We start from the raw sequence: 15,795 nt of genomic DNA on the forward strand, positions 1-15,795 counted from the left end.
TGGCGCCGGGTCAACCACTCATCGCCGAGATACGTTGTGCAACTTGGCCATAACGCTCGAATCGGTCGGCGTCACCGAGCGCGTTGTACAGCACCAGCCGCGACGCGACGCCCTGATACTTGGCCAGCAGGGCGTCGGCCAGGCCGTCCCACGTCGATTCGGTGGCGAACACGGCGATGTGGTCGTCGGTGATCTCCGCCGCCATGCCGGCCACGTCGCCGGCCTTCTGCTTGGCGCGCAGCCGGGCGGTCGTGCCCTCGAAGCCGGCCTCGTCCAGGATGAACGCGTAGTTGGGGGTGCTGGCGTAGAAGCTGATGCTGGACCGCACCAATTCCCGCTCCTTGCGGCGTTCTTCTTCGGTGTCGCCGACGATCGTCATGACCGGCACGATCACCGCGACGTCGGCGGGCAGGCGGTTCGCCTGCACTGCGCCCGCGGCGATATTCGGTGCCACGTGGCGCGTGAGGTAGCCGGGCTCACCGAGCGGGTGGACATGGACCCCGTCGGCCACCTCGCCGGCCATCCGCAGCATCCACGGGTTCACCGCGGCTACATCCACCTTGGGATCGGGTGCGTCGATGGGGCCGGCGCTCCACTGCGGGGTGATGAAGTCGAGGTTGTAGAACTCGCCGTGGTGGTCGAGTCGGCCCGTTCGGAACGCCGCGAAACACGCCTTGACCGCGCGCACGTAGTCACGCAGCCGAGGGCCGGGATGTTCGAACTGCACGCCGTAGCGCCGCACCACATGGGTCCGCACCTGGGTGCCCAACCCGAGCCGGAAGTTTCCGTTGGAGGCCTCCTGCAGTTCCCATGCCGCGGCCGCGGTGACGAACGGGCTGCGCGGAAAGGCGACCGCGACGCCGGTCGACAATTCCAGTCCCGGGGCGGCCTGGGTTGCGACCGCGGCGTTGAGGTACGCGGTGCGCCCGGTCTCGGTGAACAACAGCCCGCTGAACCCGGCCTGCTGGGTGCGCCGGGCCACGTCCCCGATCTGCGCCAATGGTAGGGGAATCGTCATCGCGTCGACCTGCACAGTCGAACCGTACAACGGTAGCGGGGCGGGCCCGCGACCCAGCCAGGGTGCGGCCCGCTCTGCGCGCGCCGATGCGGCCGGTTAAGGTCGAAAAGGTGTGTGGAGCCACCGGTGAGGTGCGACTCGATGGCCGAGTGCCCGATGTAGGGGCAGTTGCGGCGATGGCTGACGTAATGGCGCCGCGCGGGCCGGACGGCGCCGGGGTCTGGTCCCAGGGCCGGGTTGCCCTCGGGCATCGCCGCCTCAAGATCATCGACTTGACCGAGGCCGGCGCACAGCCGATGGTGGACGCTGAGCTGGGTCTGGCCATCGCCTGGAACGGCTGCATCTACAACTATCGGGAATTGCGCCGGGAACTCGAGGGCCACGGCTACCGATTCTTTTCGCACAGCGACACCGAAGTCCTGATCAAGGCCTATCACCGCTGGGGTGACGACTTCGTCAGCCACCTGCATGGCATGTTCGCGTTCGCCATCGCCGAACGCGACAGCGGGCGGGTCCTGCTGGGCCGCGACCGGCTGGGTATCAAACCTCTCTACATCACCGAAGACAGCCACCGGATCCGGTTCGCCTCGACGCTGCCGGCGTTGCTGGCCGGCGGCGGCGTGGACACCCGCATCGATCGCGTCGCGCTGCACCACTACATGACGTTCCATTCGGTGGTGCCCGCACCGCTGACCATCCTGCGCGGCGTGCGCAAGATCCCACCGGGATCGCTGCTGGCCATCGAACCGGACGGCAAGCGCACCGCCACCACTTACTGGACGCCGGACTTCACCCGGCAGGACCGCCACTCCGACTGGTCGGAGACCGATTGGGAGGACGCGGTGCTCGCCGCGCTGCGCACCGCGGTCGAACGCCGACTGGTCGCCGACGTTCCGGTCGGTTGCCTGCTGTCGGGCGGAGTCGACTCCAGCCTGATCGTCGGACTGCTCGCCGAAGCCGGGCAACACGGCCTTTCGACGTTCTCCATCGGCTTCGAGTCCGTGGGCGGCGTCGAGGGCGACGAGTTCCGCTACTCCGACATCATCGCCGAGCGGTTCGGCACCGACCACCACCAGATCCGCATCGGGACAGACCGGATGCTGCCGGCGCTCGACGACGCCATCGGGGCGATGAGCGAGCCGATGGTCAGCCACGACTGCGTCGCCTTCTACCTGCTCAGCCAGGAGGTGTCGCGCCACGTCAAGGTCGTGCAGTCCGGTCAGGGCGCCGACGAGGTGTTCGCCGGATACCACTGGTACCCGCCGATGGGAGCGCCGGAGGCCAGCAGCCTGCCCGGATCGGTCGCGGCGTACCGGGCCGCCTTCTTCGACCGCGACGTCGCCGGGCTGCGGGCCCTGGTGGCGGCCGAGAACGTCGCCGCGGACGACCCCAGCGAGCGTTTCGTCGCCGAACACTTCGCCCGGCCCAACGCCGACACCGGCATCGACCGGGCGCTGCGGCTGGACACGACGGTGATGCTGGTCGACGACCCGGTCAAGCGGGTCGACAACATGACCATGGCCTGGGGACTGGAGGGCCGGGTGCCGTTCCTGGACCACGAGCTGGTGGAACTGGCCGCGACCTGCCCGCCGGAACTCAAGATCGCGCACGACGGAAAGGGCGTCCTCAAGCAGGCCGCGCGCCGGGTGATACCGGCCGAGGTCATCGACCGGCCCAAGGGCTACTTCCCGGTGCCGGCGCTGACCCACCTGGAAGGGCCCTATCTGGACATGGTCCGGGATGCCCTGTACGCGCCGGTCGCCAAGGAGCGCGGCCTGTTCCGGTCCGAAGCGGTCGAGGCGCTGCTCGCCGACCCCAACCGCAGGCTGACCCCCTTGCGCGGCAACGAGCTCTGGCAGATTGCACTGCTGGAGATGTGGCTGCAGAAGCACGGTGTCACAGGGTCCGCCGGATGACGATCATCGATCCGTCGGAGGATCACCCGGAAGCGATCACTCTCGGTTTGCACGACGCCGCCCCGCCACAGCTGGCCGAGGCGATGGCGCATGATGTGGAGCTCGAATTGGGTTGGGGCCGACTGATTTTCGGTCAGACATTCTCCGATGCCGACACGCTGGCCGAGTCGCTGCGGCGGGAGGCGCCCGGCCGGCGCGACATCTGCATCTACGCGCGCGAGTCCCATGTGGTGGTCGCCAAGGCTCCGAACGAGCTGTTCATCGACCCCAGTCACACCTACCGGCTGCGTTTCGCCAACACTTCCGGGGACGACGACGAGCGCGCGACACCCCCGTACGTCACCGTGCGGACGCTCAACGACGTGGGTGACGCCGATGCGATGAACCGCGTCTACGTGCGGTGCGGAATGGTTCCAGCCCCGGTGGAGACGATCTGGCACAACCACCTGCAGGTGGAGGCGGTGACCTACCTGCTCGCGGTGCGCAACGAGGACGGGGCCGTGGTGGGGACCGTCACCGGCGTCGACCACGAACTGCTGTTCGCCGACCCCGAACACGGATCCAGTCTGTGGAGCCTGGCGGTCGATCCCGCCGCCGCACTGCCCGGGCTGGGCGCCGCGCTGACCCGCGCGTTGGCCGAGCACTTCCGCAGCAAAGGCCGCGCCTACATGGATCTTTCCGTGGCACACGACAATGCCGCCGCCACCGGGCTTTACGAGAAGTTGGGCTTTCGTCGCGTTCCGGTGATGGCGATCAAGCGCAAGAATGCGATCAACGAGCCGCTGTTCACCCCGCCGCCGGAAACCGTCGACGACCTCAACCCCTATGCCCGGATCATCGCCGACGAAGCGCTGCGCCGGGGGATCTGGGTGGAAGTGCTCGACGCGGAGACCGGGGAGATCCGGCTCACGCACGGTGGACGCTCGATCGTCACCAGGGAGTCGCTGTCCGAGTTCACCTCGGCGGTCGCGATGTGCCGGTGTGACGACAAGCGGCTGACCCGCCGGCTGGTGGCCGAGGCGGGCATCACGGTGCCCCGGGCGCGACTGGCCACCTTCGACGACGCCGATTACGCGTTTCTCAACGAGGTCGGTGAGGTCGTCGTCAAACCGAGCCGCGGCGAGCAGGGCCACGGCATCACGGTCGGCGTGTCCGCCGAGCGCGGTCCCGGGGAGTTGGCCGCGGCGCTGGCCCGGGCGCGCGAGGTGTGCCGGGAGGTGCTGATCGAGCAGCGGGTGCAGGGCCAGGATCTGCGTCTGGTGGTGATCGACGGCCGGGTGGTCGCCGCCGCCTTGCGGTTGCCGCCTGAGGTCATCGGGACCGGTGACCACACCATCCGGGACTTGATCGCGGCCGAGAGCCGGCGGCGGTCGGCCTCCACCGGCGGTGAATCCCGCATTCCCCTCGACGATCTCACCGAGGCGACCGTCGCCGAATCGGGTTGGTCGCTGGACGACGTGTTGCCGCAGGGGACGCGGCTACTGGTGCGCCACACCGCCAACCTGCATCAGGGCGGCACGATCCACGACGTCACCGCACAGGTGAATCCGGAACTGTGCCGGGTCGCGGTCGCGGCGGCCGAGGCGATCGGAATTCCGGTGACCGGCATCGATCTTCTCGTTCCCGACGTCGCCGGCGAAGAGTACGCGTTCATCGAAGCCAACGAGCGTCCGGGACTGGCCAACCACGAACCACAGCCCACCGCAGCCGCTTTCATCGACTTCCTGTTTCCGGGGCGCCCCGGTCAACCACCGGCATGGACTCCGGAAGAATCGCCGGCCACCTGAGGCCCCGGCGGGCGAACCCGTGACGCGGGTGCGCTTCAGCCACGGCCGGATCACGGCGAGTGGGTATAGAAGGGGCAATCGCCGAGCCGGAGACCACCAGCGCCGGGCCGCGGCCCCGTTGACGCAGAGGACCTGACGCATGCCCGCATCGACCGCGGTTCATTTCTTCCTCGAGCTTGCCGTCATCCTGGCGGCGTGCCGAGGTGTGGGGCTGGTGGCGCAACGCTGCGGGCAACCCCAGGTGGTCGGTGAGATGGTTGCCGGTGTACTGCTGGGTCCCTCGTTGCTGGGCCGCATAGCGCCCGGCGTGCAACACCAGCTGTTCCCGCCGGGGCAGGCCAACGTCGTGCTGTACACGGCCGCTCAGATCGGGCTGGTGCTCTACATGTTCCTCATCGGGCTCAACTTCGACGCCAATCTCATCAAGCACCGGGCCGGCACCGCCGTCGCGGTCTCGTCGGCTGGCATCCTGGCTCCACTCGCGCTGGGCGCTCTGCTCGCCGCGCCCCTGCTGTCCGGCGGAATCTACTTCGACGGCAGCGTCACCGTCGTCATGGCGATGATGTTCCTGGGCGCCTCGATCGCGACCACGGCGTTCCCCATGCTGGCCCGGATAATCTACGAAAAACGGCTCACCGGAACGTCTTTGGGCACGCTGGCGTTGGCTTGTGGCGCGGCCGACGATGCGCTGTCCTGGTGCCTGTTGGCCGTCGTGCTCGCCATCCACCGCGGAAGTCCCCTCACCGCGGCCACCGCCATCATCGGCGGCCTGCTGTACTGCCTGGTGCTGCTGACCATCGGGCGCAGAGCGCTGGCGAGGCTGGGCAGCACGTCCGAACGCCGGCAGGCGATAACGCCATCGGTCCTCAGTGCCGTCCTCATGCTGCTCATGATCTGCGCCTGGTTCACCGACGTGATCGGGATCTACGCCATATTCGGCGCCTTCGTCCTCGGCGTCGCAATGCCGTCCGGCTTCTTCGCGCAACGCCTCACCGCGATGGTCGACCCGCTCGTGACGACGTTCCTGTTGCCGCTGTTCTTCGTCTATTCGGGTTTGAACACGCAGATCGGACTGCTGGACACCCCGAAACTGTGGGCAGTGACGCTGGGCATCCTCGCGGTGTCGATCGCGGGGAAAGGAGTCGCGTGCACATTGGCCGCTCGATTCAGGAAGGTTCCGCTGCGTGAGGCGGTGGCACTGGGTGCGCTGATGAATGCCCGCGGGTTGATCGAACTCATCCTGCTCAACATCGGGCTTCAGGCGGGCATCATCACCCCTACGCTGTTCACCATCCTGGTGCTGGTGGCCGTCGTCACGACACTGATGGCCGCGCCGATATTCGAACTGGTCTACGGGCGATACCGGCCAACCGGGATCGCGGCAGACGAGGTGCCCAACCCCGAAGCGACGCTGACGGCGGCTGACGACCACACCGGCGCGGCCGGTTCGTGAGCGCCGCGATACCAACCATGATTTCATGTAATTTCTTAAATATTAAGTAACTGTTGTAATTGAAGAACCAGCCTGCAGGAAGGGAGATGGCGTGGACACCCAAGCTCAGCTCTCGCGATTGAGCCCGCAGGCGCGGGCGGCCCTGGCACAGCGGATACGCGACCAGCTGTCGGACGCCGCCGATAGGACTGTGCCCGCCGCGGACTTCGACGTGGCCATCATCGGCGGCGGCATCGCGGGTTTGACACTGGCCATGGAGATGCGCATAGCCCGCCCCGGCACGCGGGTGCTGATCATCGAACCGGTCGCGCACCCGGTACCGGAGATCACCCACACGGTGGGCGAGTCGACTGTGGAGGTGTCGGCGCAGTACCTGCGGGACCGGCTGGGATTGGCCGACCATCTGCACACCTCGCAACTGCGCAAGATGGGGTTGCGGATGTTCTTCTCGCACGACGGAAACACCGACATCGCTCAGCGAATCGAACTGGGCAACTCCAGGTACACCCCGCAGGTGACATTCCAGATCGACCGCGGCCGGCTGGAGAACGAACTCACCAGGCGATGCCTGGCAACCGGAGTCGAAATCGTCTCCGGCCGGATGCGATCGGTCGAACTCGGTGCGGCGGATGAGGTACACACCGTCTGGTACCAGAGCGATGACACCAACACCCGCACGACTGCACGCTGGGTGGTGGACGCGTCGGGACGCAACCGCGCGCTGGCCCGGCAATTGGACCTCAAACGCACCAATGACCACCACTGCAATGCCGTCTGGTTGCGTGTCGCGACCGAGATCGACATCGGCAAATGGAGCAATGACCCCGGCTGGCGGCAGCGCCTGGTCGAAGGCGATCGCGCGATGTCCACCAATCATCTGATGGGAGAAGGATATTGGGTCTGGCTGATCCGGCTGGCGTCCGGATCTACCAGCGTGGGGATCGTCGCCGACCCGGCGCTGCACGCGTTCGACAGCTTCAACACGTTGGACAAAGCCAAGGCCTGGTTGCATGAGCACGAGCCCCAATGCGCCGCGGTGCTCGCTGAACACGATCACCTGATCAAGGACTTCAGGGTGATGAAGAACTACAGCCACACCGCCGCGAAAGTCTATGACGGCCAGCAACGTTGGTGTCTCACCGGCGACTCGGGGATCTTCCTCGACCCGTTGTACTCCTCCGGGCTGGACTTGATCGCGATCGGCAACGGCCTGATCACCGACATGATCTGCCGCGAACTGGGCGGTGAGGACGTCGTCGCGCGCGCGGCGATCAACGACTCCCTGTTCCGCTCACTCACCGACATGTGGCTCAACATCTACTGCGACCAGTATCCGCTGATGGGTTCACCGGCGGTGATGTCGGCGAAGGTGATCTGGGACATCGCCTTCTACTGGGGCTTCCTCGGGTTCTTCTACAGCAACGGCCGATTCGTCGATGTCGCCGAAGACCCCGACGTGGTACCCCGCCTGCAAGGCATGATCGACCTCAGCAACCGCATGCAACAGTTCTTCCGGGAATGGGCCGCTGTCGAGAAGTCATGCCCCGCCGGGCAGTTCGTCGACTTGTTCTCTCCGCTCAACTTCATGGTCACGCTGCACACCGCGATGATCGGAAAGTCCCCGGAGTTCGCCAGACAGTTCGACACCAACGATCGGATGCTGCGCCAGATAGCCGGCTATCTGGTCGAAACCGTGCTCGGCGAACACAGCAGCCGCTTCTCCGAGGACGACGTCATGCGGCAGGTCCAGGCATGGCAACGAGACACGTTCCTGCGTGAACTCCGGTCCGTCTACCGGCACGACCAGTCGGCCAGACCAATCAGCGAGGAGTGGATTCTGCGCCCGGGATCGACCCTGGTGCCGGTGCCGGCCACGTGAGGCGTGCCGCTCTGCCCGTCGCACCGGATGTGAACGCAAAAGGATGAACATGCACACAGATCAGGGCGGTCGCGAGCCACTGGCGATTGTCGGAATCGGATGTCGGTTTCCCGGTGGCGCCCATAGCGCGCAGGCCTTCTGGGACTTGCTGTGCAGTGCGACCGACGCCACCTGCATCGTTCCCGAAACACGTTGGAACGCAGATCGACACTACGATCCGAACCCGGCGAAAGTCGGGAAGATGGTCACCCGCCGAGGCGGCTTCCTGAGCGAGATCGACCAATTCGACCCCCAGTTCTTCGGGATCTCTCCGCGGGAAGCCAATCTGCTCGATCCGCAACAGCGACTCCTGCTGGAAACCACCTGGGAGGCACTGGAAGATGGCGGGATACCGGCAGATGCGCTGGCGGGCACCGACGTCGGAGTTTTCGTCGGCGGCTTCACCCTCGATTACCAGCTGCTGCAGAATCAGGGCCGCACCAGTCGCTATCGGCTCAAGACGCACTCCGCCACGGGAATGATGATGACGATGCTGGCCAACCGCATCTCATTCGCCTTCGACTTCCGCGGCCCCAGTATGACCGTCGACACGGCGTGCTCGAGTTCACTGGTCGCCGTGCACCTTGCGGCGCAGAGCATCTGGAACGCCGAATGTCACCTGGCGGTTGCCGGGGGAGTGAACATCATGATCGGCCCCAACACCGCCATCGCCGAATCCAAGAGTGGATTTCTCAGCCCGGAGGGCCGTTGTAAGGCATTCGACGAGTCCGCGGACGGCTACGCGCGCGGCGAAGGTGGCGCCGTCGTCGTCATCAAACCGCTCGAACGGGCACTGGCCGACGGCGACGAGATCTATGCGCAGATACTCGGTACCGGGGTGTCCCAGGACGGCCACACCGACGGCATCACCGTCCCCAGCGAAAAGGCACAGCAAGCGGCTATCAAGACCGCCCTGCGGCGGGCTGGACTGTCCCCCAACGAAATCGGCTACGTCGAAGCCCACGGCACCGGAACCCCGGCGGGCGACCCGATCGAGCTGCGGGCACTGGCCAACGCGCTGGCAGCAGACCGGCCGGAATCCGATCCGTTGCTCGTCGGCTCGGTCAAGACCAACATCGGCCACCTGGAGGCGGGCGCGGGGGTAGCCGGGCTGATCAAGACGGCGCTGGTGCTCAAGCACGGATACATCCCGGCGAACCTGCATCTGCAGAATCCGTTGCAGCAGGCCAACATCGACATTCCGCGGACCGGTCGCCCGTTCCCCGACGGAAATCGGCGGGTGGCCGGTGTCAACTCATTCGGCTTCGGCGGCACCAACGCGCACGTGGTAATGGCACAGCCGCCCGCCCCGAGCGCCGACGCGGGCCACGCTGCGGTCCGCCCACTGGCCGTTCTGCCGATCTCGGCACGGTCGGGTGAGGCGCTGGCGGGGAGGGTTCAGCAGCTCGCCACGCACGTCAGCGAACACCCCGAGGTCACCTTGGCGGATCTCGGCTACACCCTGGGGCTGCGCCGCTCACATCTGAATTACCGCCGGGCGATCGTCGTCGAGAGCATCGACGAAGCGCGAGAACAGCTTCGGGCGCTCGCCGCGGGCGGACAGATCGCGCCGTCCCGCCCGCAGCCGGGCGCGCCGAAGCTGGCCTTCGTGTGCACCGGAATGGGACCACAGTGGTGGCGGATGTGCCGCGGCCTGCTGGACGCCTATCCGGCATTCACCGACAGTATTGTGCGCACCGACCGCGAGCTCGCCCGCTACACCGGTTGGTCGCTGCTCGACGAACTCCGAGCCGACGAAGCTCACTCTCGAATGTCGGAGACCGAGGTCGCACAACCGGCCAACTTCGCCGTCCAGATCGCACTCGCGGCGCAACTGGCCGAATTCGGGATCACGCCGGACGCAGTTATTGGGCACAGTGCCGGGGAAGTGGCGGCTCATCATCTGGCCGGTCTGCTCACCTTCGAGCAGGCGATCCAGGTGATCTATCACCGAAGTCGCCTGCAGCAACGGACAAGTGGAATGGGACGCATGCTGGCCGTCGGCCTCGGCGCCGATTCGCTCATGCAGAAACTCGACGACAAGGCATTCGACGAAATCGGTCGACGGGTATCAATTGCCGCGATCAACAGCCCGTCGGCGGTGACCCTGGCGGGTGACAGCGACGTCCTCGAAGACATCGCCGGTCAGTTGACCGAGGCGGAGATCTTCAATCGGTTCCTGAGCGGGAAAGTGCCTTACCACACCCATTACATGGAGGTGGTCAAAGACGACCTCTTCCGTTCGCTCGACGGGCTGTCGTCGGGCACCGCCGCCATTCCGCTGTACTCCACGGTCACCGGGGAACAGTTGGGCGAATACGCGGCCGGTGCGGCCTACTGGTGGCAGAACACCCGCGCCACAGTGCTTTTCGAGGCAGCGGCGCGGCGGATGATGGAGGACGGATACACCCACTTCGTCGAACTCGGCCCGCATCCCGTGCTGGCGCCATCGCTCATCGAGGTGGCCGGAACCCAGCAGGCGGAGCCGAAGACCGAGATCGTCGTGCTCCCGACCCAGCGGCGCGACGACGACGACAGCCGCACGCTGATGAGTTGCGTCGGCGCCCTCTACTGCCACGGCCACGAACTCGACTGGAGCGCGCGGTGTTCGCGCGCCGGGGCTCGGCTGCTGAAGCTGCCGTCCTACCCGTGGCAGTCCAAACGATTCTGGAACGAAACCCAGGAAGCCGCCGAGGAGCTGCACTACCGGCCGGTGCATCCGCTGTTGGGGCAGCCGGTCAATGCCGTGCATCCAACCTGGGAAGTCGAATTGAGCACCGCGGCAATACCGTTCCTGAACGATCATCAGGTGCAGGGCAGTGTCCTGGTGCCGGGGGCGGTGTTCGTCGAAATCGCTCTGGCGGCGGCGAAGGAGACATACGGCTCGACCGACTATTGTGTCGACGACCTGGTGCTGCACCGTGCCGTCATCCTCGACGAAACCTGCGATCCGCTGCTGCGGACGACCCTCAACCCGGACACCGGCGCGCTGGAATTCGCGGCGTTCACCGCAACCGCCGACGGCGAACTCGGCTGGGCGATAACGGCGACCGCGGAATTGAACACCCTGCCCAGGCCGGCTCGTCGCGACGAACTGTTCGACGGGTCTGAATCCGCGCGCACGCTCAGCGGCCACGACTTCTACGCCCACACCCGCGCAATCGGCTTCGGCTACGGGCCCGCCTTCCAGACGGTGGGCGGGATCACCGCCGGGGACGGCTGGGCCGAGGCTGAGCTGGCCATCCCGGACGAGCTCGCGGGCGAACTCGCTCGACACCGGTTCCACCCCGCGCTGATCGACGGCGCCTTCCAAACACTGTTCGGTGCAAGGCTGCTCGGCAACGACACCGACGAGCAGACATACCTGCCTACTCGAATTCGGCGCAGCGCCGTCTACCATCGCCCGGAAGCGAACATGGTCGCCCGGGTGCGCGTGGTGTCGGCCACCCGGGAAGAGATCGAAAGCGACATCATCCTGTCCAACCAGGCCGGGCAGCCGCTGGCCGCTTTCGACGGTTTCCTGGTGCGTTCACTGTCCTGTTCGTCGAGTATGTCGCTGGAGCGGATCGACAAGGGGCTCTACGAAGTCGAGTGGATCGGGCTGCCCGAGGGCGACCACGATGAGCAGCCAGCGGCGACCGGCGCGGCAGACTCGTCCTGGCTGGTTCTGGCGGACACCGCCGGTGTCGGCGCAGCGGTCGCCGAACAACTGCGACGCCACGGCCACCGCGCCGAACTGGTGGTGCACAAATCCGTCGATGCACTCACCGAGATCGACGGTGGCTACGCGCTCGACCCGCGCCGACCTGAGCAGCTGTGCCACCTGCTCGAGCCGCACCTGGAGCGGGGCGGCCTCGCCGGCATCGTCGATTGTTGGCCACTCGACATGGACGGAGACAGCCTGGCCAATTACCAGATAGGTGTCTTCACGATCCTGCGACTTGTCAAGGCGTTAGCCGGCGACGGTGCCGGCCAGCCGCACCTGCACCTGATCACCGGCAACTCGCAGCCGGCACCCGGTACCGCGACCATCGCCGCCGACCAGGCCACCATCTGGGGACTCGGCCGCGTCATCGGCCACCAGGAACTGACCGACCACTGGGGGGGCCTCATCGACATCGACCCCGGCGCGGACCGCACCGAGACGGCGGCGCAGATCTGCGCACACGTCCTCACCGACTCGTCGGAAGACCAGATCGCGATCCGAAGCGGCCAGAAATTCGCGCCACGGTTACGCGTCAGCAGCAGCCTCACCAGACCGTTCCCCACCAAACTCACCCCCGACGCAACCTATGTCGTCACCGGAGGCACCGGCGCCCTCGGCCGTATCGTGGTCCGTTACCTCGCCGAACGCGGGGCACGCCACATCGCACTGCTGGGCCGCAGCAAGTTCCCGCCCAGGAGCCAGTGGTCGCTGCAAACCGAGGACGACCCGCACTACGCGACTGTCGACGCGCTCCGACAGATCGAACGCCTCGGCGCCCGAATCACCACCGCCAGCGTCGATATCGCCGACCGCGGCCAGGTACAGGCCTGGTTGGACGAGCACCTCCGCACCGGAGGCCGGCCCGTTGGTGGCATCGTGCACGCCGCAGGCTCCGTCAACGACCAGCTGCTGGTGAATATGAGCGAAACCGACTTCGCCGACGTGCTGGCTCCCAAGATCGCCGGCACCCGGGCGCTGCACGACGTGTTCGACGGGCACGAGCTGGAGTTCTTCGTCATGTTCGGCTCTGCGGGGTCGGTCATCGCCGCACCCGGCCAAGGCAACTACGCCGCCGCCAACGCATTCCTCGACGCCTTCGCGCACTACCGCAGGGCCCAGGGACTTCCGGCGCTCACCATCGGGTGGGGTCCCTGGTCGGTGGGCATGGTGGCGGAACTGAAGCTGGAAGAGCTGTACAGCCGGCGCGGAATCGAACTCATCACACCCGCGGCCGGCACCCGGATCCTCGACCGGCTCATCAACCAGAAGACACCGCATGTCGTCGCAATCAGCGCCGACTGGATGCGCGCCCGCCGTGCCGGGCTCAGCGGGGCGCTACCGCCGATATTCAGCGAACTGGGCACCGCGGTGATCTCACCGGACTCCGACGCGGAATCCTCGGTCCTGCAAGCACTCTCGCGGTGCCCAGAAGGCGAGCGGCAGGAAGTCGTCGCAAGCCACGTTCGGCAGCTGCTCAGCGCCGTCTTCGAAGTGCCGGCCGCCGATATCGGGTCAGACGACATCCTCAACGACCTCGGCCTGGACTCGATGATGGCGATGGATTTCCGGACCCGGGTCGATGCGACATTCGGAATCGACCTGCCGGTACTGGAGATACTCCGCGGCGTCAGCGTCAATTCCCTTGCGGTGCGGATACTTTCCAGCTTGCAGCTGGGCGCCGAACCGCAATCGGTCGCCGGGCAGCGCTCGCAATCCAGCGCCGACGACGTGGCAAGCCTGATGGAGCAGCTGTCGGAGTCCGAGTTGAGAGAACTGCTGGCCGAACTGGAGAGCCTTCCCGCCGAACAGGACGCCGGAGGTGCACAGCAGTGAGCTTCTCGACGGATCACGCGCCGGCGGTACACGTCCGGGGTCTGTCCAAGGCATACGGGCAGACGCAGGCGGTGCGGGAGGTGGACCTCGACGTCGGCCGCGGCGAGATCTTCGCGATCCTGGGCCCCAACGGGGCGGGCAAGTCGACGATCATCGAAATCCTCGAAGGTCACCGCAGCCGTGATTCCGGGCAGGTGCTGGTGCTGGGCGAAGACCCGGGAACCGCCGGCCGCGGCTGGCGCGCCAGGATCGGCGTCGTGCTGCAGGAAGCCAGCGACGCCGGGATGCTCACAGTGGTTGAGACGGTTCGGATGTTCGCGAAATGTTATGGCACAGCACGGGTTCCCGAGGAAGCGCTGGAACTGGCCGGGCTCGGCGCGGTGGCTGGCTCGAGAGTGCGGGCACTGTCCGGCGGACAGCGTCGCCGGCTCGACGTGGCTCTTGGCATCGTCGGCATGCCCGAGTTGCTGTTCCTGGACGAACCGACCACCGGCTTCGACCCGGAAGCCAGACGGCAGTTCTGGGACCTCATCAGGCTGTTGGCGCGAGACGGCACCACCATCCTGCTCACCACCCACTACCTGGAAGAAGCGGCCGCACTTGCCGACCGTGTCGCAGTCATCGCCGGCGGCCGGGTGGTGGCGGTGGATTCTCCGGCCAATCTGACCCGGCATGTGAGCTCGGCCGCCACCGTGCGGTGGATGGAGCGAGACGAGGTCGTCGTGGTGCAGACCGAGCACCCGACCGACCTGATCAGGCAGCGGTCCCGCGACGGCAGCGAACTGGCGCAGCTGACCGTCTCTCGTCCCACACTCGAAGACGCCTATCTGCAGTTGATCGGCCGGACATGAAGAGCCTCGACCAGTTGAATAATTCCGCGGCAGCGCGCCACCGGGTGAACGAGCCTTCGCCGCTACCGTCCCCGCTGCGAATCGGATTGTCGCGCGTCGGCCCGGAGTTGAAGATGTTCTACCGCCGGCCCGAACAGGTCGGCCTCACCTTCTCCATGCCGGCAGTGATCTGCGTCCTGTTGGGGTCGATCTTCTCGACGAAGCTGCCGGGCAGCGAAACCAGCACCGGCGCGGTGATAGCGGCCAGCATGCTCGCCTACGGGATTCTCTCCACGTCGTTCATCAACCTGGGCATCAGCATTGCCGCCGACCGGGACACCGGCGCACTACGCCGGCTTCGCGGTACGCCGGCGACGGCAACCTCGTATTTCATCGGCAAGATCGTGCTGGTCGCCGTCGCCAGCCTGGCCGAAGCGGTGATTCTGCTGTCGGTAGGCGTGCTGATCTTCGGATTGCATTTGCCCACAACCGGTTTCGCATGGTTCACCCTGGCGTGGGTCTTCCTGCTGGGCATCTTCAGTTGCTCGTTGCTGGGCATCTTCATCAGCAACTTCGCCAGCAACGCGGTCTCGGCGGCTGTCATCACCAACGGTCCGGCCGTGGGCCTGCAGTTCGTGTCCGGAACCTATGTGCCGCTGATGGCGCTGCCGGCGTGGATGCTGAGCATCGGGTCGGTCTTTCCGGTCAAGTGGATGGCGCAAGGATTTCGCTCGGTGCTGTTGCCGCCACAGATGGTGATCTTCGAACCCGCTGGCAGCTGGGAGCTTTGGCGGATTTTCCTGATATTGGCCGGCTGGAGCGTCGGCGGCTTGATCGCCTGCCTGGCCGTCTTCCGGTGGTCGGATCAGCGTTGAACCTTCACCCGGTCGTTGCGCTAAAGCCCGACCCGGGTGAACTGGAAGCGGCGGCCGGTCACGCTCTCCGGGATCACTCGCACGTAATGTGATTTCTCCGAGTCGGTCCACGGCAGCACCTGCGCGCGTTCGGCTTCCTCGATTTCCTCGTCGCTGCGCACCGAGCGTGCGGTTCCCCTGACGATCACGCTCCAACCCTGGGCGACGTCGTGATCGTCGACTTCGAAGACCACGTGATTGTTGATGGCGGTACTCACCAGTTTGGTGCCGGCCGCGGTGCGGAACAGAATTGTCTTGCGTTGCACCGCATAGTTCACCGGGAAGATCTCGGGTCGCCCGTCGACGGCGGTGACCAGCCGCCCCAAGGTGGTGCCCTCCAACAGTTCCCAGCATTCCTTTGCCGACAGGACGGCGGCGCCATTGTCGTCGTGGATTTGGTGCGTCATGACATCAGGTTAT

9 protein-coding genes are annotated in these 15,795 nt (G+C 66.3%); 7 read left to right on the forward strand and 2 right to left on the reverse strand.

Features of this window, described 5'->3' with window-relative positions; genetic code table 11:
- Positions 1 to 10 precede the first annotated feature (10 nt).
- The gene (locus MKCMC460_RS14475) at positions 11 to 1,033 is read right to left on the reverse strand and encodes a TIGR03617 family F420-dependent LLM class oxidoreductase (protein ID WP_236974983.1); all 1,023 of its coding nucleotides are present in this window, start codon (positions 1,031 to 1,033) and stop codon (positions 11 to 13) included.
- Between the two features lie 95 nt (positions 1,034 to 1,128).
- Here MKCMC460_RS14475 and MKCMC460_RS14480 point away from each other — a divergent pair, with 95 nt between their 5' ends.
- The 7 genes from MKCMC460_RS14480 to MKCMC460_RS14510 all read left to right on the forward strand — a co-directional run bounded on the left by MKCMC460_RS14480 (position 1,129) and on the right by MKCMC460_RS14510 (position 15,336).
- Entirely contained in the window at positions 1,129 to 2,934 is a 1,806-nt protein-coding gene (locus MKCMC460_RS14480; protein ID WP_236974980.1) for an N-acetylglutaminylglutamine amidotransferase, read from the forward strand.
- Complete coding sequence (gene ngg, locus MKCMC460_RS14485) at positions 2,931 to 4,721, forward strand: N-acetylglutaminylglutamine synthetase (RefSeq protein ID WP_238305934.1); 1,791 nt, start codon at positions 2,931 to 2,933, stop codon at positions 4,719 to 4,721. Before MKCMC460_RS14480 ends, ngg begins: the two co-directional genes overlap by 4 nt.
- Before the next feature lie 139 nt (positions 4,722 to 4,860).
- Positions 4,861 to 6,174 (forward strand): cation:proton antiporter, encoded by a 1,314-nt coding sequence (locus MKCMC460_RS14490; protein WP_236974976.1) that lies wholly within the window; start codon positions 4,861 to 4,863, stop codon positions 6,172 to 6,174.
- Positions 6,175 to 6,265: 91 nt separating this feature from the next.
- Entirely contained in the window at positions 6,266 to 8,053 is a 1,788-nt protein-coding gene (locus tag MKCMC460_RS14495) for an NAD(P)/FAD-dependent oxidoreductase (protein ID WP_236974974.1), read from the forward strand.
- A 49-nt stretch (positions 8,054 to 8,102) separates the two neighbouring features.
- Positions 8,103 to 13,631, forward strand: coding sequence for a type I polyketide synthase (locus MKCMC460_RS14500; protein WP_309297847.1), 5,529 nt, complete (start codon positions 8,103 to 8,105; stop codon positions 13,629 to 13,631).
- On the forward strand, positions 13,628 to 14,482 hold the full coding sequence (locus tag MKCMC460_RS14505; protein WP_236974964.1) for an ABC transporter ATP-binding protein: 855 nt from the start codon (positions 13,628 to 13,630) through the stop codon (positions 14,480 to 14,482). The genes MKCMC460_RS14500 and MKCMC460_RS14505 overlap by 4 nt, the downstream gene beginning before the upstream one ends.
- Positions 14,483 to 14,526: 44 nt before the next feature.
- The gene (locus MKCMC460_RS14510) at positions 14,527 to 15,336 is read left to right on the forward strand and encodes an ABC transporter permease (protein ID WP_236974962.1); all 810 of its coding nucleotides are present in this window, start codon (positions 14,527 to 14,529) and stop codon (positions 15,334 to 15,336) included.
- Between the two features lie 20 nt (positions 15,337 to 15,356).
- Here MKCMC460_RS14510 and MKCMC460_RS14515 read toward each other — a convergent pair whose 3' ends face one another.
- Positions 15,357 to 15,782, reverse strand: a complete 426-nt coding sequence (locus MKCMC460_RS14515; RefSeq protein WP_236974960.1) for a pyridoxamine 5'-phosphate oxidase family protein — start codon at positions 15,780 to 15,782, stop codon at positions 15,357 to 15,359.
- Positions 15,783 to 15,795: the final 13 nt, after the last annotated feature.

Source organism: Mycobacterium sp. 20KCMC460, from assembly GCF_022179425.1.
Classification (GTDB): Bacteria; Actinomycetota; Actinomycetes; order Mycobacteriales; family Mycobacteriaceae; genus Mycobacterium; species Mycobacterium kiyosense.

Coding starts and splice junctions, on each gene's coding strand:
- ngg (WP_238305934.1), top strand. CDS start 2,931: ATGACGATCATCGATCCGTCGGAGGATCACCCGGAAGCGATCACTCTC.
- MKCMC460_RS14490 (WP_236974976.1), top strand. CDS start 4,861: ATGCCCGCATCGACCGCGGTTCATTTCTTCCTCGAGCTTGCCGTCATC.
- MKCMC460_RS14500 (WP_309297847.1), top strand. CDS start 8,103: ATGCACACAGATCAGGGCGGTCGCGAGCCACTGGCGATTGTCGGAATC.
- MKCMC460_RS14515 (WP_236974960.1), bottom strand. CDS start 15,782: ATGACGCACCAAATCCACGACGACAATGGCGCCGCCGTCCTGTCGGCA.